General features: G+C 40.7%; 24 protein-coding genes, 2 tRNA genes and 2 rRNA genes. 15 read left to right on the top strand and 13 right to left on the bottom strand.

The features are described from left to right. Positions 1 to 55: 55 nt before the first annotated feature. The 3 genes from AC1M9E_RS02235 to orn form a co-directional block, all read right to left on the bottom strand. Positions 56 to 859 (bottom strand): enoyl-ACP reductase FabI, encoded by an 804-nt coding sequence (locus tag AC1M9E_RS02235; RefSeq protein ID WP_092768909.1) that lies wholly within the window; start codon positions 857 to 859, stop codon positions 56 to 58. Positions 860 to 1,019: 160 nt separating this feature from the next. Then, the gene (locus AC1M9E_RS02230) at positions 1,020 to 1,754 is read right to left on the bottom strand and encodes a Bax inhibitor-1/YccA family protein (protein ID WP_481587139.1); all 735 of its coding nucleotides are present in this window, start codon (positions 1,752 to 1,754) and stop codon (positions 1,020 to 1,022) included. Between the two features lie 180 nt (positions 1,755 to 1,934). After that, the gene (gene orn, locus AC1M9E_RS02225) at positions 1,935 to 2,489 is read right to left on the bottom strand and encodes an oligoribonuclease (RefSeq protein WP_035270788.1); all 555 of its coding nucleotides are present in this window, start codon (positions 2,487 to 2,489) and stop codon (positions 1,935 to 1,937) included. A 124-nt stretch (positions 2,490 to 2,613) separates the two neighbouring features. Here orn and rsgA point away from each other — a divergent pair, with 124 nt between their 5' ends. From rsgA to secB, 4 genes are all read left to right on the top strand, one after another. Continuing rightward, positions 2,614 to 3,672: a ribosome small subunit-dependent GTPase A gene (gene rsgA / locus AC1M9E_RS02220; protein WP_035270790.1), complete on the top strand. Its 1,059-nt coding sequence runs from the start codon at positions 2,614 to 2,616 to the stop codon at positions 3,670 to 3,672. Positions 3,673 to 3,764: 92 nt separating this feature from the next. Further along, on the top strand, positions 3,765 to 4,178 hold the full coding sequence (locus AC1M9E_RS02215) for a rhodanese-like domain-containing protein (RefSeq protein WP_035270792.1): 414 nt from the start codon (positions 3,765 to 3,767) through the stop codon (positions 4,176 to 4,178). A gap of 12 nt (positions 4,179 to 4,190) precedes the next feature. Then, positions 4,191 to 4,448: a glutaredoxin 3 gene (grxC, locus tag AC1M9E_RS02210; RefSeq protein ID WP_035270794.1), complete on the top strand. Its 258-nt coding sequence runs from the start codon at positions 4,191 to 4,193 to the stop codon at positions 4,446 to 4,448. 23 nt (positions 4,449 to 4,471) lie between these two features. Continuing rightward, entirely contained in the window at positions 4,472 to 4,930 is a 459-nt protein-coding gene (secB, locus tag AC1M9E_RS02205; RefSeq protein WP_035270796.1) for a protein-export chaperone SecB, read from the top strand. A gap of 63 nt (positions 4,931 to 4,993) precedes the next feature. On the opposite strand, the gene coaBC is transcribed toward secB, so the two are convergent. After that, positions 4,994 to 6,259 (bottom strand): bifunctional phosphopantothenoylcysteine decarboxylase/phosphopantothenate--cysteine ligase CoaBC, encoded by a 1,266-nt coding sequence (gene coaBC, locus AC1M9E_RS02200; protein ID WP_035269682.1) that lies wholly within the window; start codon positions 6,257 to 6,259, stop codon positions 4,994 to 4,996. Between the two features lie 115 nt (positions 6,260 to 6,374). Here coaBC and radC point away from each other — a divergent pair, with 115 nt between their 5' ends. Continuing rightward, positions 6,375 to 7,061 carry a RadC family protein gene (radC, locus tag AC1M9E_RS02195; protein WP_035269684.1) on the top strand — a complete coding sequence of 229 codons (687 nt, stop codon included), beginning with the start codon at positions 6,375 to 6,377 and terminating at the stop codon, positions 7,059 to 7,061. Positions 7,062 to 7,164: 103 nt separating this feature from the next. Next, positions 7,165 to 8,076 carry a bestrophin family protein gene (locus AC1M9E_RS02190; RefSeq protein ID WP_035269686.1) on the top strand — a complete coding sequence of 304 codons (912 nt, stop codon included), beginning with the start codon at positions 7,165 to 7,167 and terminating at the stop codon, positions 8,074 to 8,076. Between the two features lie 64 nt (positions 8,077 to 8,140). Here the strand turns inward: AC1M9E_RS02190 and AC1M9E_RS02185 are convergent, their stop codons facing one another. Then, positions 8,141 to 8,995 carry a PHP domain-containing protein gene (locus tag AC1M9E_RS02185; protein WP_035269688.1) on the bottom strand — a complete coding sequence of 285 codons (855 nt, stop codon included), beginning with the start codon at positions 8,993 to 8,995 and terminating at the stop codon, positions 8,141 to 8,143. 44 nt (positions 8,996 to 9,039) lie between these two features. On the opposite strand from AC1M9E_RS02185, the gene AC1M9E_RS02180 reads away from it, so the two are divergent. The 4 genes from AC1M9E_RS02180 to mnmC are packed head-to-tail and all read left to right on the top strand — an operon-like array spanning position 9,040 to position 12,361. Continuing rightward, entirely contained in the window at positions 9,040 to 9,654 is a 615-nt protein-coding gene (locus tag AC1M9E_RS02180) for an inner membrane-spanning protein YciB (protein ID WP_035269690.1), read from the top strand. A gap of 31 nt (positions 9,655 to 9,685) precedes the next feature. After that, positions 9,686 to 9,988: a YciI family protein gene (locus tag AC1M9E_RS02175; protein WP_481587137.1), complete on the top strand. Its 303-nt coding sequence runs from the start codon at positions 9,686 to 9,688 to the stop codon at positions 9,986 to 9,988. A 1-nt stretch (position 9,989) separates the two neighbouring features. Beyond that, a complete protein-coding gene (locus tag AC1M9E_RS02170) occupies positions 9,990 to 10,424 on the top strand; it encodes an SH3 domain-containing protein (RefSeq protein WP_481587235.1) in 435 nt (144 codons plus the stop codon). A gap of 32 nt (positions 10,425 to 10,456) precedes the next feature. Continuing rightward, a complete protein-coding gene (gene mnmC / locus AC1M9E_RS02165; RefSeq protein ID WP_481608239.1) occupies positions 10,457 to 12,361 on the top strand; it encodes a bifunctional tRNA (5-methylaminomethyl-2-thiouridine)(34)-methyltransferase MnmC2/FAD-dependent 5-carboxymethylaminomethyl-2-thiouridine(34) oxidoreductase MnmC1 in 1,905 nt (634 codons plus the stop codon). Positions 12,362 to 12,409: 48 nt separating this feature from the next. Here mnmC and AC1M9E_RS02160 read toward each other — a convergent pair whose 3' ends face one another. Continuing rightward, positions 12,410 to 12,721 (bottom strand): rhodanese-like domain-containing protein, encoded by a 312-nt coding sequence (locus AC1M9E_RS02160; protein WP_092768890.1) that lies wholly within the window; start codon positions 12,719 to 12,721, stop codon positions 12,410 to 12,412. Between the two features lie 91 nt (positions 12,722 to 12,812). Between AC1M9E_RS02160 and AC1M9E_RS02155 the strand changes: the two genes are divergently transcribed. After that, positions 12,813 to 13,301, top strand: coding sequence for a YajQ family cyclic di-GMP-binding protein (locus AC1M9E_RS02155; RefSeq protein WP_035269703.1), 489 nt, complete (start codon positions 12,813 to 12,815; stop codon positions 13,299 to 13,301). Positions 13,302 to 13,329: 28 nt separating this feature from the next. Continuing rightward, on the top strand, positions 13,330 to 13,830 hold the full coding sequence (locus tag AC1M9E_RS02150; RefSeq protein ID WP_481608240.1) for a DUF4442 domain-containing protein: 501 nt from the start codon (positions 13,330 to 13,332) through the stop codon (positions 13,828 to 13,830). Positions 13,831 to 13,903: 73 nt separating this feature from the next. On the opposite strand, the gene AC1M9E_RS02145 is transcribed toward AC1M9E_RS02150, so the two are convergent. The 3 genes from AC1M9E_RS02145 to AC1M9E_RS02135 all read right to left on the bottom strand — a co-directional run bounded on the left by AC1M9E_RS02145 (position 13,904) and on the right by AC1M9E_RS02135 (position 15,674). Continuing rightward, entirely contained in the window at positions 13,904 to 14,272 is a 369-nt protein-coding gene (locus AC1M9E_RS02145) for an acyl-CoA thioesterase (RefSeq protein ID WP_218945426.1), read from the bottom strand. 80 nt (positions 14,273 to 14,352) lie between these two features. Then, positions 14,353 to 14,778 (bottom strand): thioredoxin TrxC, encoded by a 426-nt coding sequence (trxC, locus tag AC1M9E_RS02140; protein WP_481589621.1) that lies wholly within the window; start codon positions 14,776 to 14,778, stop codon positions 14,353 to 14,355. Next, entirely contained in the window at positions 14,775 to 15,674 is a 900-nt protein-coding gene (locus AC1M9E_RS02135; protein ID WP_092768900.1) for an alpha/beta hydrolase, read from the bottom strand. Before AC1M9E_RS02135 ends, trxC begins: the two co-directional genes overlap by 4 nt. Positions 15,675 to 15,797: 123 nt before the next feature. Between AC1M9E_RS02135 and AC1M9E_RS02130 the strand changes: the two genes are divergently transcribed. The 3 genes from AC1M9E_RS02130 (at position 15,798) to AC1M9E_RS02120 (ending at position 18,242) form a co-directional block, all read left to right on the top strand. Next, complete coding sequence (locus tag AC1M9E_RS02130) at positions 15,798 to 16,133, top strand: protein tyrosine phosphatase family protein (RefSeq protein WP_035269714.1); 336 nt, start codon at positions 15,798 to 15,800, stop codon at positions 16,131 to 16,133. Continuing rightward, entirely contained in the window at positions 16,126 to 16,551 is a 426-nt protein-coding gene (locus AC1M9E_RS02125; RefSeq protein ID WP_481596686.1) for a protein tyrosine phosphatase family protein, read from the top strand. Before AC1M9E_RS02130 ends, AC1M9E_RS02125 begins: the two co-directional genes overlap by 8 nt. Positions 16,552 to 16,868: 317 nt before the next feature. Then, a complete protein-coding gene (locus AC1M9E_RS02120; protein WP_481608241.1) occupies positions 16,869 to 18,242 on the top strand; it encodes a dihydrolipoyl dehydrogenase in 1,374 nt (457 codons plus the stop codon). Positions 18,243 to 18,354: 112 nt separating this feature from the next. Here AC1M9E_RS02120 and rrf read toward each other — a convergent pair. The 4 genes from rrf to AC1M9E_RS02100 form a co-directional block, all read right to left on the bottom strand. Then, a 5S ribosomal RNA gene (gene rrf / locus AC1M9E_RS02115) occupies positions 18,355 to 18,469 on the bottom strand. A 180-nt stretch (positions 18,470 to 18,649) separates the two neighbouring features. Then, positions 18,650 to 21,541: ribosomal RNA gene (locus AC1M9E_RS02110) — 23S ribosomal RNA — on the bottom strand. Positions 21,542 to 21,920: 379 nt separating this feature from the next. After that, positions 21,921 to 21,996: transfer RNA gene (locus AC1M9E_RS02105), tRNA-Ala, on the bottom strand. A 55-nt stretch (positions 21,997 to 22,051) separates the two neighbouring features. Next, a tRNA-Ile gene (locus tag AC1M9E_RS02100) sits at positions 22,052 to 22,128 on the bottom strand. Between the last annotated feature and the right edge of the window lie 7 nt (positions 22,129 to 22,135).

The following is a 22,135-nucleotide window of genomic DNA, read 5'->3' as shown; positions in this document are numbered from 1 at the left end:
ATGTAAAAAAATCGGCAATAAAATTGCCGATTTTTATTTCTTCTTACGATGAGATTTATTCTGTTAGCATTAAATCTGCACTCATACCAACCGTATTGTAACCAGCATCTACATATAAAATTTCGCCAGTAATACCATTTGCCCATGGTGAACACAAGAACAATGCCGCATTACCTACATCTTCAATCGTGACATTACGCTTTAAAGGTGCAACCTTTTCATTCAGATCAAGCATCTTACGGAAAGACTTGATACCTGAAGCCGCAAGCGTACGAATTGGACCAGCTGAAATCGCATTTACACGAATTCCTTCAGCACCCAAACTTGAAGCCAAGTAACGAACGCCAGCCTCTAAAGATGCTTTCGCCAATCCCATAACATTATAGTTTGGCATCACACGCTCTGAACCTTGGTAAGTGAGTGTGAGCAAACAGCCCTGACGAGCAGTTAAAAGTGGTTTTGCCGCACGAGCCATGGCAATAAAGCTATAGGCACTGATGTCATGCGCGATTTTAAAACCTTCACGATCAGTAACTTCAGTAAAATCACCATCTAAAGTATGTGCTGGTGCAAAACCAATTGAATGCACTACGCCATCCAAACCATCCCAATGTTTTGCTAATTCAGCAAATGCCTGTTCGATTTCAGCATCAACAGCAACATCACATGGAAAAACTAGTTTTGAACCAAACTGTTCAGCAAAGTCATCAACACGCTTCTTCATTTTTTCATTAGGATAGGTAAATGCCAATTCTGCACCTTCACGGTGTAAAGCTTCTGCAACACCGAATGCAATCGACAATTTACTCGCAACACCCGCGATTAAAAAACGTTTACCTGCTAATAGTCCTTGTGCCATGTGACTCTCACTTAAATTAATTTTCATGCATGATGCCAAGTCTAGAGCATTTACGAAATTGCATAATGCATCTTTTTTCAAAAAATTGTTAAACCGAATTAGACGCTAAAAAAAGATCAGACATCAGTCTGATCTTTTTACACGCCTTAGCTGAACGACATTAGTCATTACTAGACAGTAGACCAATTAAACGCAAGAAAGAGAAATACATCCAAACTAAAGTGGCTAACAAGGCAATACCGCATAGCCACTCCATCGCTTTAGGCGCGTATTGAGCTGCGGCATTTTCAATCAAGTCGAAATCTAAAATTAGATTTAATGATGCAATAATGGCCACAAAAGCTGCAAATCCTAAACCTAGCCAATTATTATCAAATATATATGGAATGCTCGAACCAAAAGCTAGACTCATAATAAATTGGAGAACAAATACAATCGCAATCGCAATGGTGGCTGACAACACAACCGCTTTAAATTTCTCAGTCGCACGAATAATTTGAAAACGATAAAGCGTGAACATCACCAAAGTCGTGACAAATGTTGCGAGCAAAGCCTTTAAAGGAACACCAGGATATTTCAGTTGAAATATGACTGAAATCCCCCCTAAAAATGCACCTTGAAATAAAGCATATGGAATAGCCAAAGTTCGAGCAGTATTCGGCTTAAAAGTAGTAATGAGTGCCAGAATGAATCCACCAATCGCCCCCACCATCGCACTGGCATAAGCGAGTGAGACATTTAAAGTCATAAAGCTATAAATAAACAGCGCGATACCCACCGCTGCAGAAATCACAGTTAATACAACTGATTTCTGAATCGCGCCTTGAATGGTCATGGGTTGTTGATAATTGGATACAGTCTCTACACGGGTTAAAATCGGATTACTACTTTGCATAACTTAGTCTCTGTTATCATTCTTAAATTTTCACTATTCTGGGATCTATCAGCATAAAAGTCAGTTTATTTTTTGCTATCAACTTTTAAACATTTTAATTAATACTTTGTTCTTTAGATCATTTATAAAATCTATAAAAAAGAGGCCTTAGCCCCTTTTCTAAAATTTCAACAGAACGTTTTAATTATTTGAGATGAAAAAATATTGACGGTAATACTTCAATTCAGCAATTGAGTCACGAATATCATCCATCGCAAGATGAGAAGCATTTTTCTTTAAACCACTCATAATTTCTGGGCGCCAGCGTTTTGCTAACTCTTTAACAGAAGACACATCCAAATTACGGTAATGGAAGAACTGCTCAAGCTCTGGCATTAAACGATGTAAGAAACGGCGATCTTGGCAAATTGAGTTTCCACACATTGGAGATGATTTTGGATTGACCCATTTTTTTAAGAATTCAAGTGTTTGTTGCTCAGCATCTTGCGCAGTTAACTTACTACGGCGTACGCGTTCAATAAGTCCAGATTGCCCGTGCTGACGTGTATTCCATTCATCCATCGCATTTAAAATAATATCTGACTGATGTACAGCTAACACTGGGCCTTCAGCAAGAATATTTAAATGATCATCCGTAATAATCGTTGCAATTTCAATAATCTGATCATTGTCTGTATCTAACCCTGTCATTTCAAGGTCGATCCAAATTAAGCGGGTATCAGGGGTGCTGCTCATAAAGTGCAATCTTATTGGGCTAAATTAAAGATGGATAGTAGCAAATTATTCCGATCTTGGCTGTAAATCCATGGCTCATCATGCTATTTTTGCCATCTAAATTTCAAGGTTTTTTAGGTTGTGAATGGCTTTAATTCGTAAGCGTCGTTTGACAGAGCAACAACAACGTCGTATTCAGAAACAACATCAAACACGTCAAGAAGAACTCGACACGTCTCACGACTTAGAAGGCTTAGTCGTCCAACACTATGGTCGACAACTCGAAGTACAAGCCCTCTCCTTGCCTGATCAACATCCAATAAAACCAGATACCAAAGAAGGTGAGCCAGAACCTTTTTGGAAACCTATTGAGCTGAATAGCGTTTGGCGTTGTCATACCCGTACCAATTTAGAATTATTGGTTACAGGTGATCGCGTAAAATGGCAAGCAGATCCAAATACTGGCTTAGGTATTATCACAGCGATTCAACCGCGACAATCCTTGTTGACTCGCCCAGATCGTTATCACAAAGTAAAACCTGTAGCTGCAAATATCAGCCTGATCGTCATTGTGATTGCACCGTTACCAGAACCTGCACCAACCCTAATTGATCGTTATTTGGTTGCATGTGAAGATGCCAATATTCCTGCTTTATTAGTATTAAACAAATGTGATTTACTGAAAGAAAATGATCCAATTTTGCTGTTAGCAGAAGAATATCGTCAACTTGGTTATGATTTCATCCTGACCCAATCCAATGGTAATTTAGATGAGTTGATTCAACGTATTGACAACCAAACTGTTGCATTTGTAGGTCAATCAGGTGTTGGGAAAAGTACACTTATTAATGCCATCATTCCTGATGCTGATCAAAAAACCAATGTCATTTCAGAAAACTCCGCACTCGGTCAACATACCACGACCTCAACACGTTTAATTCGTTTTGGTGAAAATGGTGCTTTAATCGATTCCCCAGGTATTCGTGAATTTGGCTTATGGCATCTAGATCATGAGAAAATCGATGGTGGCTTTCCTGAAATTTCTGCACTCTTAGGACATTGTCAGTATCGCAATTGCACCCATACGCACGAAAAGCAATGTGCGCTTAAAGAAGGTGTCAAAAATGGTGATATTTTACAAAGACGTTTAGAAAGTTATTTACGTCTAATTGATGAGATTACTGAGGCGCAACAAAAAAATTAGTTTTCTTTAAGTGCACCCTTGAAGCGGTGATTTTGATCACCATATATATACGTTATACTCAACGCAGTTTTTAATTAGTCATTAGGTGATTTGTGGAACGTTGGTTCGAATTTATGGGGAATCACCCCTTTTTATTTGCAATTTTAGGGGCCCTTATTGTTTTGTTTTTCGTTTTTGAAGGACAACGTAGTGGTCGTAAAATTTCTCCACAATCGCTCGGAATTTTAGTGAAAGCTAAAAATGCGATGCTGATTGATTTGCGCGATGCTAAAGATTTCCGTGAAGGTCATATTAGCGGTAGTCGTAATATTCCATATAGTCAAATTGCTGCAAATGTTGAAGAATTAAAAGCTGCGGACCGTCCATTGGTATTCATTTGTAATTTAGGCCAAGTTGCAGGCTCTGCTCTACAACAAGTCGGTCATACAGATAGTTATCGTTTAGACGGTGGCATCAGTAACTGGAAAGCTCAAGGCTTACCTTTAGTAAAAAGCAAAAAAGCTTAAGGAGTTTGTAAAATGACAGCTCAAGTGACTGTATATTCAACAACGATGTGTCCTTATTGCGTACGTGCAAAGCAACTCCTTGAACGTAAAGGCATTGAGTACAAAGAAATTAATTTATCAAAAGAAGCACCTGAGGTTCGTGTTGAGTTAATGCAAAAAACCAACCACCGCACAGTGCCACAAATTTTCATTAAAGATCAATTCATCGGTGGTTTCGACCAACTTTATGCTTTAGAGCGTGAAGGTAAACTAGACGAATTATTGGCATAATCACTAAATCTAAGGAATTAAGAATGAGTGAAGAACAACAAGTTCAACCACAATTAGCATTAGAACGTATTTATACAAAAGACATTTCTTTTGAAGTTCCTGGTGCTGCGGTTTTTACAAAAGAATGGCAACCTGAGTTAAACATCAATCTTTCTTCATCAGCTGAAAAAGTAGATCCAACTCATTTTGAAGTTTCTTTAAAAGTGGTTGTACAAGCTGCGAATGCAGGTGAAACTGCATTTATCGTAGACGTAACACAATCAGGTATTTTCTTGATTGATGGCGTTGAAGATGAACGTCTTCCGTACATTCTTGGTGCTTATTGCCCTAATATTTTGTTCCCATTCCTTCGTGAAGCGGTGAACGATCTTGTAACTAAAGGTAGCTTCCCTCAATTACTTCTTACACCGATTAACTTTGATGCTGAGTTTGAGGCGAACATGCAACGCGCTCAAGCTGCAGCTGCTGAAGGTCAAGCTTAATCGTCTGATTAAGTTTACCCTTATAAAAAAGACCGCATTTGCGGTCTTTTTTATATCCTACATTTAAACAGGTCGTTTTTCTTGATGTAATGCATCATGGATAGCTTCAACCAATTGTTGTGCAATTTCTTGCTTTGAAGCTTTTTCAAGATCACGTTTTTCCATTTCATATTGTTCAGCAAAAAACACAGTCATCGCATTTTCATCTGAAGCAAAACCAATATCCGCTCTTGAAACATCATTGCATGCGATCATATCTAGTTTCTTAGCCACCAATTTACCTGCGGCATATTCTTCAACATTACGCGTTTCAGCTGCAAAACCGACCATAAATGGACGTTTGTCTTGCAAAGCTATCGTCGCCACGATATCAGGATTTTTAACAAGAGAGACAGCTAACTCATCACCAGCTTTTTTGATTTTATGTTCCGCAACTTCTGCAACACGATAATCCGCTACGGCAGCTGTCGCAATAAATACATCACATCCTGTTTCCAACTGATTCATGCTTAAATCAAGCATCTGCCTCGCTGAAGATACATTTAAACGCTTCACCCCATTCGGTGTATCTAAACTGACAGGACCCGCGATCAGTGTCACCTCAGCACCTGCTGAATAACATGCAGCAGCAATAGCAAACCCCATTTTTCCAGTGCTGTGATTTGAAATATAGCGCACTGGATCAATTGCCTCTCGAGTGGGACCTGCTGTAATCGTCACTTTTTTACCCGCCAGCAAGCCAAATTTTTCTGCAATTGCACGCTGCGCTTTATGGAAATATTCTCGTACCTGTTCAGCTAAATCTTCAGGCTCAGGCATACGTCCTAATCCAACATCGCCACACGCTTGAGAACCCGCCTCAGGCATAATGACATGCACACCATCATCGACCAAAGTACTCAAATTGCGCTGTGTTGCTTTAGCCGCCCACATTTGTTGATTCATGGCTGGTGCGATCCAAACAGGTGCTTTTGTTGCCAAATAGAGTGTACTGAGTAAATCATCCGCTAGTCCGCAAGCAAATTTAGCAATACTGTCACAACTGGCAGGAGCGACAAGCACCAAATCCGCCCATCGTGCTAATTCGATATGCCCCATTCCAGCTTCAGCTTCTGTATCTAGAAGTTCAGTATGTACTGGATTACCCGACAATGCTTGAAAGGTAAGCGGCGTAATAAAAGCTTGGGCACCTTGAGTCATTACAACTCGGACATTAAATCCGTAATCTTTAAGTCGGCGTACTAAGATGGCACTTTTATAAGCAGCAATACCACCAGTAACAGCAAGAATAATATTTTTATTGGAGAACACACTAAGATCAAAACTCAAGATCACGTCACCTTTTTATTGCAGTGGCGCTCACAATAGCATTAAATATTCTGCCACCCAAGATATACCTTGGTGAATATTCAAAAGTTAAAATAATTTAAAACAGTGAATAATAATGAATAATTCGATCAAACAATGGCCCGAACAAGAACGACCGCGAGAAAGATTACTCCGCCAAGGTGCTCATAGCCTCTCTGATGCAGAACTCCTCGCCATCTTTTTAAGATCAGGATCTCAACAACATTCTGCGGTCGAATTAGCAAGATTGATGTTGCAACATTTTGGAAGCTTAAATGCAGTGTTTGATGCATCGATAGACGAAATTCGCATGTTCCATGGCATGGGAGACACTAAATACTCTCAATTGATGGCTGTAAAAGAGCTTGGACGGCGTTACTTGCAACATCAATTGAACCAACAAATTGATTTAAGTCGCTCTGATTTAATTCAAGATTATCTTCGCTATGAACTTATTGGCGAATCTCAAGAGATTTTCGCGGTACTCTGTTTAGATGCAAGGCTCAGAAAAATTAATTTTAAAAAATTATTCTTTGGTTCTACTAACCACTGTGCAGTTTCAATTAATCAGTTTATTCGACATATCATCCACACTCAGGCGAGTGCTGTGATTATTGCACACAATCATCCTTTAGGAATTCCTCAGCCCTCAATTGACGATATCAATTTGACGAAATCTTTAAGTAGAGCTTGCAATTTAATTGAGGTTAAATTACTCGATCATGTCATCATTTCCACCGAAGGCAGCTACTCTTTTATGGAGCACCAACTGATCCGAGAATAAGTCTATAAATTACAGAATAAAATTGCTCGAAGTTTCCATTTTTTATCATTGACAATACTCGCTGAACTAGTGAAGATCATAGAAAAATGAAAGATTGATTTACATGATTGTTCGTGATCAAACCGATACGCTAAAACTATTATTTTCATGGCGTGGAACCATCTTACCGAAGGTATTACCTCCACTTGGAATCGTTATGCTGATTTCAGCAATCGTGGGGGGAATTGAATATATAAATCTCTATAGATTCCCTGAAATTCCTTTGGTTGGGTTTACACTGATCGGAGTAGTATTGTCGATTTTTTTAGGTTTCAAAAATTCGGCATGTTATGACCGTTGGTGGGAAGCGCGTAAATTATGGGGAAGCTTAATCGCCAATGCTCGACATTTCGATCGAGACTGCCGGATCTTGCCGCAAGGTCGTCGTGAACGTGTAATTCAGCATATGATTGTTTTTGCTAACGTACTGCGTGACCGTCTTCGTCATCAAACAGTCAGTCCCGATGCTTTGCATCAAACCAGTGGCATGAGCCCACAAGCTTTAACTCAACTTTACCAGCAAGCCAATGCACCACAATACACATTAAGTTTGATTCAATGGGAGTTGATGCAGTCACTGAAAGAAGGCGAAATTTCAGACATTATTTATACACAAATGAACCAACATGTAACTGAATTAAGTTTGGTTCAAACAGGCTGTGATCGTATTGCTACAACTCCTTTACCTTATGCTTATTCAGTACTCTTAAACCGTACCGTTTATTTTTTCTGTTTTATGCTTCCATTTAGTTTAGGCTCGGTGCTCGGTTTGGCGACGCCACTTTTAGTCGGTATTTTAGCATATACGTTTTTGGGGCTTGATGCGCTCAGCTCTGAAATAGAAGAGCCTTTTGGTACGCAAAGTAATGATCTTCCACTCGATGCCATGGTTCGTACAATCGAGATTGAACTACTCGGGACTTTAGGAAAACCAACTCCTCCACCGATCCAAGCCCAAGATCACAACTTACTTTGATTCATGACAACTTAATGTCTGATCAACGCCTAAAATTCTCTTATCCGTTGTTATAAGAGAATTTCTATACAATAAAACTTTCCCAGATGCCAACCTGTCCCTCTTTCACTTGAGGGATATTCCCCAATTTTATCCATGGCATATTATCTCCATGGAAATCACTTCCAACTGATACTTTAAGCCCAAATTCGGCAATCATTCGGTCTACCATTTGTCGCGTCGAGGTAGGCTCAATCGCAGGTGGCAACTCAACTGCGTCGCCTCCGTAACGTGCAAATATTTCAATCAAATAACGAATGTTCGTCGCAGATAAATCATAACGGGTAGGATGTGCCAAAACAGCAAACCCTTGAGCCTCATGAATTACACGTATCGTTTCCTCCAGACCAAGTCCTTCAAACTGAACATAAGCTTTTTTACCTTCCTTGATATATTTGTCAAAAGCTTGTTGCGGACGTGAAACATGACCCTTCTCGACCAGCGTCTTCGCAATATGGGTTCGTGTCACACGATCAGGTATACCCTCGACCTTCGCAACCACATCCGCGTAAATATCCTCTCCAATAAGAGGCTTCAACAATTCACAGATGAGTTGAGCACGTTCAGCTCGAATTATCTTTTGTTGTTCTAGTAGCTTATGCAAAGGATCAGGTGATTGCATATTCAGTGCGACCACATGCACACCATAACTTTTTTTGGTCGAAGGTCTAGACCACTGACTTGAAATTTCCACACCTGAAATAATTTGAATTGGTTGATTTTTTGCAACTTTTTCAGCCAAAACCAAACCATCCATGCTATCGTGGTCAGTCAGTGCAAGGGTATGTATCCCTTTTTCGAGCGCAGCTTGAACCAGTAACTCTGGCGACAAAGTTCCATCAGAAATATTACTATGTGTGTGTAAATCTACGCCTTGCATCTTTTATACTAATCCATCCACCTGAACTGCATAGATACTTTAACATGAAAGCACTTTTAGACTTTGTGCCACTCATAATTTTCTTTTGGCTTTACAAAACTGTCGATCCCAAAGATAACAATCACCCTTTACTGCAATGGATCGGCTCTGCAGGTGGCGTCGATAATAACCATATTCTCGTTGCTACAACGGGCTTAATCATTTCTATGCTCGTGGTCTACGGCGCATTATTTGTCCGTCAAAAATTTCACCTTGATAAACAACAATGGATTGTTTTATTTATGACGGTGATTTTTGGTGGGATTACTCTCATGTTGAGTGATGATTTTTATATTCGTCTCAAAGCAGCGATCTTGAATTTTGTATTTGCTGGTGCTTTCTTAATTTCACCTTATTTTGGTAAAGACCGCAAACCTCTCATTCAACGCTTATTTGGTCCTATTTTAAATTTAACACCGCAGGGATGGAAAAATTTAAACTATGCTTGGGCCGCGATGTTTGTTGGTATGGCATCATTGCATATTTTCTTTGCTTTCGTGTTCATGGATGGAAAATATTGGGGTGAATTTACTGCTTTTGGTGACATGATTGTGATGTTTTCATTTATCATTATTCAATTCATCATTTTACGAAAACACTTTAAATCTGCAGAAGAATAATCGTGTTGAAAGAGGATATAGAGATTTCGCCATGCCCTTATTTGTAGTGACGTGTACCGACCAAGAAGGTACTGTTGAAAAACGCTTAGCAACACGCCCACAACACCTTGCACGCCTTGAAAAACTGGCTGAGGAAGGTCGCGTAATCGTCGCTGGCGCGATGCCAAAAGTTCGTAATAACCCACAAGCTGGATTTTATGGCAGCACCCTTATTTTAGATTTTGAAAGCCGTGAAGCGTTAGATGAATGGTTAGCAGATGAGCCTTTTTTAAAAGAAGGTATTTATGCCAGCATTGACGTAAAACCTTTTAATAAAGCATTACCACATGAATAAGATGATGAATTTGACACGCTCTGCTCTTTTCATCAGTTTTGCATTGGTATCTTCAGCTTGGGCTGAACCCGCAGCAACTACTGCTGCACCAGCGAATCCAGTTGCACAGTCTCAGCCAGCAACAGCTACGCCTGCAAAGCCACTTACAGCTGAACAAATTGCACGAAATAAAGCGCTTCAAGAAGCAAAAGTAAAGGCTTTAGTCAAAGACCAAGCAACACGTCTCCAACAGCTTGAAAAAGCAAACCTAGAAGCTTTAGCACAGAATCAAGAATTACAACTAAAAAATGATAATTTAGGTGTACAAATTCAGGTGCTTCAAAGTGAACGTAGTGCTCAAATGTTTTTGTACGGTGCAGCAACAATGGCTGTCGGTATTTTTGTCGGCTTTATTATTGCCAGTTACATCTATACAAAACGACGTCGTCAGTGGTAAACCACTGACACGCTTTTCAAAGGTTTCAAATTTTGACTCAGGCCATTCAAACTGCTGATCTCGATTGGCAACTCGTTGATGGAATCGATATTCCAGTTTCTAAAATTTTCGGTGATGTTTATTTTTCAAAAGCCAATGGCCTTCTTGAAACTCGTCATGTCTTTATCAATGGTAATGATCTACATGAACGCCTATCGGACTTAAAACCATTTGAACATTTCACAGTCGGAGAAACTGGCTTCGGCACGGGTTTAAATATCCTCACTCTTTGGCAACTTTGGCAATTAATTCGTCCAAATAATCATAGTCAACTGCATGTCATTACGGTGGAAAAATTTCCACTGAGCAAGGCTGATCTGATCCGAGCTTTAAATGCTTGGCCTGAACTGAAACATTTATCAGATCAACTCATTGCCCAATATCCACTGCCGATTGCAGGATGCCACCGCCTTCATTTTCCAGATGAGCGTTTTAGTATTGATATTTGGTTAGGTGATGCACACGATGTTTTTCCAGCCATTGCCAAAACTAGCACTGTCAATGCATGGTTTTTAGATGGATTTGCTCCTGCCTGTAATCCAGATATGTGGGAAGAACAAGTTCTGAATCAAATTATTCGACTATCAGATATTGGAACTACTTTTGCCTCTTTCAGTGTTGCTGGCATCCTCAAAAGAGGATTAAAAAAACACAGCGTGAAAATTACACGCCCAAAAGGGTTCGGACACAAACGTGAAATGCTAAAGGGAGTTTTACTGCCTTTAGACGAAGAGGCTGAAAAAAGTGAACTCTCTCCCGAAGATTACCAATACAAACCACACTCAAGTTCTCAACGCCGTATAGGCATTGTAGGCGCTGGAATTGCGGGTTTAAGTTGTGCCTATGCCTTTGCATTAAGAGGTCACCGCGTCCGCCTATTTGACCACCATGAGCCATTAAGTGGCGCGTCAGGAAATCCTCTGGCTTTATTGAATCCCAAACTCTGCCCTATTGAACAAAGTGCCGATCATTTGATGACATTAGCATGGCAACATGCGATGAACCATTATTCAAAATTTAAAGCCTTTGACGAAGCACAAGTCCATCAAATCCCTCTTAAACACGTTGATGAACTTCTCGATCTTGCAAATCAATATCCAGAAAACATACTCGAAGCAAATTCTGCCGCTGAAAACAGCCTGTTCAACCAAGCATTCCTCACCCTGAAACAGGCTGGAACAATCAGACCGCATGATTTGGCTAAAGAAATTTTATCGAATGAACTGATCGAATTTCAGCAAGCGACAATCAAATCGTGGGACCGACTTGCCAATCATCAAGTCGGTATAACAGATCATGTTGGACAACAATATCAATTTGACCACGTGATTATTTGTTGTGCCCGTGAAAGTATGAATCTCTTTGATGATTTTCCAATTTTAAAACCGATACGTGGTCAAGTTAGCTGGTTTAATCATGTTTCATCTTCACAGTTCAAGAAACATGAAGCATATAGCTATGGTGGCTACTGTATGCCTTTAAATGATCATCAAATCATTTTAGGTGCTTCTTTTTACCCTAATCGAGATGATCAAGATGTTCTTGATGAAGATCATGAACATAACTACAGGTTACTTGCAGATCTCGCACCAGATATTGCTGCACAATTTCCTGACCATCATTCTTGGCATGGTAGAGCTTCTGTTCGTGCACAAAGTCAGGATTATTTTCCGCTTTTAGGTCAGGTTGAATCTGATACTGAGATTTATACACTCTCAGGTTTGGGCTCTAAAGGCTTTTTATTTGCTCCTTTGTGTGCTGAAATTCTAGTGGCTCAAATCTTAAAAACAGCATGCCCTGTATCTGAAACTTTACTCAATAAACTCAATGTTCATCGATTTAGAAAGAAAATAAGAATAAAGAAGCCATATTTTCAGGCTAAAACTCAATCACCATGATTTATTGAAACTAAAAAAGCGCCATAAGGCGCTTTTTCTCAACCATGATTAACCTTGCTCTAAAGGTAATCCTGCCTCACGAGCAGCACGAGTACCACCCATTAAGACCACATATTCACGTGAACTATCAAAGCCTTCTAATAGTTCTGCAGCACGTGGTGCTTTACTTCCGCCGCCACATAAAATGTAAATCGGTTGATCCGCTGCAACTTGAGTCAGGCTTTCTGCTGAAAGTGTGGAAATCGGTTGGTTCACCGCTCCTTTCACATGTGCTTCAGCATAAGCACTTGTATCACGTACATCCCAGATAATCGCGTCAGCTGGGAACTCAAATGTTGTAATTTCTTGTTTACGGATCATTGCGCACTCCTTTGATGTAAACAACACTTGGCAAATGAAGAAAACATCCCTAGCATCTCAGATATTCTTTCTATTTGTAAAGGTCTAAACTATGCCATCTTTCGATATTGTTTCAGAATTAGAGATTTTTGAAGTAAATCATGCAGTTCAAAACACACAAAAGGAAATCGGAACGCGTTTCGACTTCCGTGGTCAAGACGTTTCGATCGAATTAAACGAAAAAAATAAAGAAATTAAGATCTCGACTGAAAGTGACTTCCAATGTGAGCAAGTTTACAACATGCTGGAAAATCATTTTTATAAACGCAAGGTCGACGTTCAAGCACTAGATCCGCAAAAAATGACAGCATCTGGCAAAAATGTCATTCAAGTGATTAAACTTAAAGACGGTCTTGACTCTGATACAGCAAAAAAAATTAATAAAGCCATTAAAGAAAGTGGTATCAAAGTGCAATCTTCTATTCAGGGCGATAAAATCCGAGTCACTGACAAGAAGCGCGATACTTTACAACAAGTTATGGCGTTCTTAAAAGAACAACAATTCGGTATCCCACTTCAATTTAACAATTTCAAAGACTAATCTCTTTGCTCCATCATAGGAACTGATCATGGCAAAAGGCAATCGTTTATCTAAGTTAGTAAAAGCGACTTCTAAGTTTCCACAAGGTATCCGTAGTACTTTATGGAGCAAAGCTTTCGGCCGTGTCGTTCCAATGGTGGGAACCGCTAAATTACGTTATCTTGAAGTTAGTCATGCTAAAGTTGTCGTTAAAATCGAAAACCATAAAGCAATGCAAAATCATATTGGTCAAGTGCATGCATGCGCAATGGCGCTGATCGCTGAAACAGCTACAGGCTTTGTTACGGGCATGAATGTACCCGATACCTCAATCGTATTAATAAAAAGTTTAAAAGTAGATTTCAAACGCCCATCTAAAGGTGCGATGACTGCAGTCGCTACATTGACTGATGATCAACAAAAACAGATGCAAGAGTCTGAAAAAGGTGAAACCCCTGTCAAGGTGATCGTGACAGATGAATCTGGCGAAGAGCCAATTCAATGTGAAATGCTCTGGGCTTGGATTGCAAAATCTCAACTTAAGCAATAAAGCTCATGATCATATTGATCCTAAAAAAAGTTTCCCTAATAAAAAATCCCAACGATGTTGGGATTTTTTGTGATTAGATGCTTAGAGATTCTTGAAACTTTTGTTTAACATCATCTGGAATCTGGCGTTTTGCCCCTTTCACATCCACCGCAACAAAAGTGAAAACACCTTCTGTCACTCTTTTCGCTGGACGTGAAGAGTCGTGACTATCCCATACTTCAATTTGCATTTGAATTGAGGTATTTCCGAGCTTTAAAATTTTAGTATAACAACTAATGACATCACCCACCTTAACAGGCACAAGGAATGTCATTTGATTAATTGCAATGGTTGCACAGCGACCTTTTGTATAACGCTCTGCATGAATAGCTCCAGCCAAATCCATTTGTGAAACAATCCAACCACCAAAAACATCCCCACTCCAGTTGGTATCTGCAGGCATAGCAATGGTTTGAAGGGATAATGTACCTTCTGGCTTAAGTTGAGAATCTGACACAGTCACTCCAAATATTGGCCTATTGGTTAAGCATTTAATTGCTGATTTAACCAATCTCGTAATTGATTTGCACGTAATGCACCACTTATTCTAGCAATTTCATTCGTTTTATTCATCAATACCAACGTTGGAATACTACGAACATTAAAGGCAGCACTTAAGCGCGGATTCGCTTCAGTATCTATCTTCGCAAAAACCACATGCGGATTTGATTTGGCTACTTCAGCAAAATGCGGTGCCATCATTTTACAAGGCCCGCACCATTCTGCCCAAAGATCAATCAATACTGGTAAATCACTGTTGGTAATAAAGTTACTAAAGTTTTGCTCATTCAGCTCAATAGGGGCAAGCGGAATCAAATGCTCATGACATTGACCACAATTCGGCTGAGATTGAATTTTATCTTCAGGTACACGATTTTTTGCGCCACAAGATGGACAAACAACAATCATGAGTTTACTCCTCTATTTTGATCTAAGAATTCTAATTGAAGCTTGATTGCGCTTTCCATCCAATTTGCTTGATAAATATCAAAATGTGTCATATTCCACTCATGGTATTCCACATAAGGTGCCATATTGGTTGCAGTTTCACGACTAATCTCTATGGGAATAACTGCATCTTTCTTGGCAGCTATAAATAACACAGGAATTTTAATACTTCTTGCCGTAGTAATCGGTCGAAATCGTATGACGTCTAACATAGCTCTTGCAGGCACCTCACCGCTCCAATAATAGTTTGAATCAACGATCGACATATACCCTTGATAACTATCCTGACTCGGGTAAAAACTTAATGCATAAGGATGAACGACAGGCATTGTTTTTCCAACACGTCCTACTTTGGCTGCCATTAAATCCTGACTCGATAACTTTAAAGCCTGCGCCATATGTTGAATTGGATAAATTTTACTGCTGGCATTTCCGTCCACAAAGGGTACTTGCGCTATTGCAGCCCGAATCCCATTTAACTCAGATGCAAGTTTTAGAACATATCCGCCACTCAGACCCGTTCCCCATAAGAAAAGGTGGTGTCCATCAACCAAAGGGAATAATTTGATATGCGCAATCACAGCATACCAATCTTCTAGCTGCTGACGGATAGAGACCATTTCTCGTGGTTTACCCGTACTTCCTCCCCAACAACGATAGTCAAAGAGTACAACTGCAAAACCTGATTGAGCAAAACGTTGCGCATATTGGATTAATTTGAATTGACGTAATCCTGCAAAACCATGCGCCATAATAAGCACAGGAGGTCTTTTAACTTTGACAGGCAAATAAAGGTCAGCAGCGATCAACTCATTTGCTTTTTGTACGTACAACGGCTCTACGGTGTAATCGTACATAGGTGCTCCATGCATATATTCATACGATTTTTATTTTAAATTTTTTGTGTCGATCAAAGCTCATATCTGAGCGAGATGCTATGATAGTAGCATAGTCTTTTAATTTATTTTGGGAGTGACGCAATGAGTGAAAATGTAGGTTTTGCTGGTCAAATTGGGCCAGAACATTTAGTTCAAGTTGTTGAAAAAGGATTTAAATCTGTGATTAATAATCGCCCCGATATGGAAGGCGGACCAGAACAGCCAACAAGTGCCCAAATTGAAGAAGCTGCACGCGCTCAAGGCTTAGATTATGTATATCAACCTGTAGTTGCAGGTCAAATTACTGAGCTTGATGTTCGTACTTTTGCAAATCATTTCAATGAGCTACCAAAACCAGTATTAATGTTCTGTCGTACGGGAAATCGCTCTAACAATCTCTACCAATTAGCAAAACAAATGGATTTGCTTGATGACTAAGATGTGGTTTAGATTCATCCTTTCCATCTTCATTTTTAGTATCGTAACGCTAAGTCATTCAGCATCAGAACCGCTCAGTAAAGCACTTAATCCATCTGTGAGTGTATCGGGTCATATGACGGCTACAAAATTCAATGCCTTAATGCAGCAGGGATTTAAGTCTGTGATCGTTAACCGTCCTGATCAAGAATCAGGTAACGAAACAACTGCAAGTGAATTAAGAGCTTTAGCCGAAAAGTCTAAAATCAGTTTGATTTACCAACCTGTTATTTCAGGTCAAATAACAGATGCAGATGTTCATGAGTTTGCGAAGTATTACAATAGTCTACCTAAACCTATACTTTTAGTATGTAAGTCAGGTAGTCGTTCTACGTTACTATTTAATAAAGCAAATTCATTAGGACTCATTCATGAATAAAATTTGTATTGCATTATGTTGTTCGTTTCTTTTACTCGGTTGCACATCGATGAATGTAAAACCAACTGTTGGTGTGCATGCAGGTACATCATTATAAGATAAATGTATCTTATTCATTTTAAAGGCGCACAAGCGCCTTTTTCTTTCATCTTATTTCAATAACAACCATTAAAATACTTAGTTTTAAATAATACAAATTTTCAATAATGTGGATATCACCAAAAGTTAAAGGTTTAAGTGTAATAAATTGAAAAAAAAACTTCTTCATCGAAGGTTTTTTTATATAGTGAATTCAAATCATTCTTAGTCAATACAATATGTACGATATCATTATTATTGGAGCTGGTACTGCTGGTATTTCAGCTTATAAAGAAGCCATTAAAACTACACAAAATATACTTATTGTGAACGACGGTCCGTGGGATACCACTTGTGCTCGAGTAGGTTGTATGCCGAGTAAAGTTCTAATTTCATCAGCTAATCTTGCCTATAATGCGAGAACTTCAGAACAACTTGGGCTAAAAATTTCTTCTCAAATTGACACTAAAGATGTTATGCAACATGTACAGCAATTACGTGATCGATTTACAAAAGCAACACTGAAGGACGTTAATTCATGGCCTACAGCGCACAAAATTTCAGGTCGCGCAACATTTGTAAATGCAAACACAATCAATGTTAATAATAAGAAATACCAAGCTAAATCGTTCATTATCGCTGTTGGTTCAAGACCAACAGTAAATCAAGATTGGCAACAAAAACTTGGTCATTTATATTTAACTTCTGATCAAGTCTTTGAAATACCTACTTTACCAAAAAGTTTAGCTGTAATTGGAAGCGGTGTAATTGCAATCGAACTTGCACAAGCCATGCAGCGTCTAGGTGTGGAAACTACAGTTTTTGCTCGCAGTAAAAAAATTGGTTCATTGACTAGCCCAGACTTACAAACGCTTGCTCAAGAAATATTCTCAAAAGAATTAAATATCAAATATGAGATTTTACCCGAGCAGGTTGAGAAATTAGGCGAAGATAAGGTTCAAATTAACTTTATCGAAAATGGTAGCAATAAAGCTATAGAAGTTGATTACCTATTATCTGCGACTGGTCGTACCACGAATTTAGATTCTTTAAATATTCAGTATATAAATGATAAATTCATTGATCTAAAGCAACTACCTGTTGATCCAACCACTAAACAGCTTGGTGACTACCCCATTTACATCGTAGGTGATGCTTTTACTGCAACGCCTATCCAGCATGAAGCATCTTATGAAGGTAAATTGGCAGTTCATAATTGCCTCAATCAACATCAATCGAGTCAGAAAAAAAGTCTTACCCGATTGGGTATTATGTTTAGCTCACCAGAAATGGCAGGGGTCGGCTCCAATTATCAAACACTGCGTAAAGCCAATCATAAGTTCGTTACGGGTATCGTATCGTACGAAAAGCAAGGACGAGCGATTGTCAATGGACAAAATATTGGGGCTGTAGAGGTTTACGTCGATCGACACTCACGTAAACTTCTCGGAGCAGAGTTTCTTTGTTATTCAGCAGAACATTTAGCACATTTGCTCGCTTGGGCTATCTCCAGTGATCTTACTGTTGATGAAATTCTAGATCACCCTTTCTACCATCCAACGCTAGAGGAAGGCCTAAGAACTGCGTTAAAACACGCTCGACGACAACTTTAATCTATTGTTTGATGTAAGGCCCTATGATTAGGGCTTATATTTTACATTCTAATTCATTCTTTACTGCATAAAAAAACACCCCCTTCGAATGAAGGGGGTGTTTAGAATAATGAGCTGGCGATGACTTACTCTCACATGGGTAACCCCACACTACCATTAGCGCTAAGAGGTTTCACTTCTGAGTTCGGGAAGGGATCAGGTGGTTCACTCTTGCTATTGTCGCCAGCACAACTGTTGTGACTTTGCTTGGGTCTTATTCGCATATATTGTTTGCGTGCCTTTGCTTGGTCAAAGAAGTTATTAACAGCTATTTGAGTTGCTTTAGTTTGTGCAGTTTAGCGTTTTATCTAACTAAATCAAGTTATTTGTCATGATTTGAACCACAACACCAACTGTTTGGGTGTTGTATAGTCAAGCCTCACGAGTAATTAGTATTGGTCAGCTTCATACGTCACCGTACTTCCACATCCAACCTATCAACGTTGTAGTCTTCAACGGCTCTTTAGAGGACATAAAGTCCTTGGGAAATCTAATCTTGAGGTAGGCTTCCCGCTTAGATGCTTTCAGCGGTTATCCCTTCCGAACATAGCTACCCGGCGATGCGACTGGCGTCACAACCGGTACACCAGAGGTTCGTCCACTCTGGTCCTCTCGTACTAGGAGCAGATCCTCTCAAATTTCCAACGCCCACGGTAGATAGGGACCGAACTGTCTCACGACGTTCTAAACCCAGCTCGCGTACCTCTTTAAATGGCGAACAGCCATACCCTTGGGACCTGCTTCAGCCCCAGGATGAGATGAGCCGACATCGAGGTGCCAAACACCGCCGTCGATATGAACTCTTGGGCGGTATCAGCCTGTTATCCCCAGAGTACCTTTTATCCGTTGAGCGATGGCCCTTCCATACAGAACCACCGGATCACTAAGACCTACTTTCGTACCTGCTCGACTTGTGGGTCTCGCAGTTAAGCGCGCTTTTGCCTTTATACTCTACGCGTGATTTCCGACCACGCTGAGCGCACCTTCGTACTCCTCCGTTACTCTTTAGGAGGAGACCGCCCCAGTCAAACTACCCACCAGACATGGTCCTCGCTCCAGATAATGGAGCAGAGTTAGAACCTCAATATTACCAGGGTGGTATTTCAAGGACGGCTCCATAGAAACTGGCGTTTCTACTTCAAAGCCTCCCACCTATCCTACACAAGTAAGATCAAAGTTCAATGTCAAGCTGCAGTAAAGGTTCACGGGGTCTTTCCGTCTAGCCGCGGGTACACCGCATCTTCACGGCGAATTCGATTTCACTGAGCCTCTGCTGGAGACAGCGCCGCCATCATTATGCCATTCGTGCAGGTCGGAACTTACCCGACAAGGAATTTCGCTACCTTAGGACCGTTATAGTTACGGCCGCCGTTTACTGGGGCTTCGATCAAGAGCTTCGCTTACGCTAACCCCATCAATTAACCTTCCAGCACCGGGCAGGCATCACACCCTATACGTCCACTTTCGTGTTTGCAGAGTGCTATGTTTTTAATAAACAGTTGCAGCGGCCTGGTTTCTGAGGCTGCCAGTAGCTCAAGGAGCAAGTCCTATCACCGCCGGCAGCGTACCTTCTCCCGAAGTTACGGTACCATTTTGCCTAGTTCCTTCAGCAGAGTTCTCTCAAGCGCTTTGGTCTACTCGACCTGACCACCTGTGTCGGTTTCGGGTACGATTCCTGTGTAACTGAAGCTTAGAGACTTTTCCTGGAAGTATGGTATCAGCCACTTCGCTAGTAAACTAGCTTGCTATCGATTCTCAGCATAGAGTACCCCGGATTTGCCTAAGATACATGCCTACAATCTTCCACCTGGACAACCAACGCCAGGCTGACTTAACCTTCTCCGTCCTCTCATCGCATTACACAGAAGTATTGGAATATTAACCAATTTCCCATCGACTACGCCTCTCGGCCTCGCCTTAGGGGTCGACTCACCCAGCCCCGATTAACGTTGGACTGGAACCCTTGGTCTTTCAGCGAACGGGTTTTTCACCCGTTTTATCGTTACTCACGTCAGCATTCGCACTTCTGATACCTCCAGCAGACTTCTCAATCCACCTTCATCGGCTTACAGAACGCTCCCCTACCACTTGCAATAAATTGCAAATCCGCAGCTTCGGTACATAGTTTTAGCCCCGTTACATCTTCCGCGCAGGCCGACTCGACTAGTGAGCTATTACGCTTTCTTTAAAGGGTGGCTGCTTCTAAGCCAACCTCCTAGCTGTCTATGCCTTCCCACATCGTTTCCCACTTAACTATGATTTAGGGACCTTAGCTGGCGGTCTGGATTGTTTTCCTCTTGACTACGGACGTTAGCACCCGCAGTCTGTCTCCCGGATAGTACTCATTGGTATTCGGAGTTTGCATCGGTTTGGTAAGTCGGGATGACCCCCTAGCCGAAACAGTGCTCTACCCCCAATGGTATTCGTCCGAGGCGCTACCTAAATAGCTTTCGGGGAGAACCAGCTATCACCAGGCTTGATTAGCCTTTCACCCCTATCCACAAGTCATCCCCTGGCTTTTCAACGACAGTGGGTTCGGTCCTCCAGTAAGTGTTACCTCACCTTCAACCTGCTCATGGATAGATCGCCTGGTTTCGGGTCTACACCCAGCAACTAAACGCCCTATTAAGACTCGATTTCTCTACGGCTCCCCTATTCGGTTAACCTTGCTACTGAATGTAAGTCGCTGACCCATTATACAAAAGGTACGCAGTCACATCACGAAGATGCTCCCACTGCTTGTATGCATGCGGTTTCAGGATCTATTTCACTCCCCTCACAGGGGTTCTTTTCGCCTTTCCCTCACGGTACTGGTTCACTATCGGTCAGTCAGGAGTATTTAGCCTTGGAGGATGGTCCCCCCATATTCAGACAAGGTTTCACGTGCCCCGCCCTACTCGACATCATCATGTAAGCCCTTTCGTGTACAGGACTATCACCTACTATGGTTGCACTTCCCAGAGCATTCCACTAAAGCTTACATAACTTAATGGGCTTTTCCCCTTTCGCTCGCCGCTACTGAGGGAATCTCAATTGATTTCTTTTCCTACGGGTACTGAGATGTTTCACTTCCCCGCGTTTGCCTTGCAACACTATGTATTCATGTTGCAATACCTATCTTATGATAGGTGGGTTCCCCCATTCAGATATCTCCGGATCACAGGATATTTGCCGCCTCCCCGGAGCTTTTCGCAGGCTATCACGTCTTTCATCGCCTCTGACTGCCAAGGCATCCACCACATGCACTTAATTACTTGACTATACAACCCCAAACAGTCGTTCGATCCTACAAGTAGATCGTTCAACATTACAGTTTGAAGTACTGTGTATCTAAACACTGTACAGCTTCAATTCAAATTCATATACCAAAACGCTTGATTCAGTTAATTTCGCTAGTTCTCATTTCAATCACTTCAACTCAATAACTTACGTTATCTCGTTTCCGCTCTTTCTATGAGTATGAACAAATTATTTCAACTCAAATATATGCTGTTAATGATTCACTACGTCTTCGTCAGATCGCAGTCAACTGTGATAAATCACAGAGCTTAATAATCAAGGCGTGCAGTATACACAGCTTTATTACTAAGCTCTATAAGCTATCAACTCGTTTGCTTACTACGTATTCGAATGAATACGTGGTGGAGACTAGGAGAGTCGAACTCCTGACCTCCTGCGTGCAAAGCAGGCGCTCTACCAACTAAGCTAAGTCCCCAGCTTATCATTTAGATCAATGTATCTTTCTTCTGTATGAATTGCTTCGTCAGTAGTGGTGGGTCTGACAAGACTTGAACTTGTGACCCCACGCTTATCAAGCGTGTGCTCTAACCAACTGAGCTACAGACCCTCAGATA

The sequence above is a fragment of the Acinetobacter sp. 24-47-47 genome (assembly GCF_057737035.1).
Note: the sequence above shows the minus strand (reverse complement) of the source record. Positions and strands in the feature narration are given on the sequence as shown.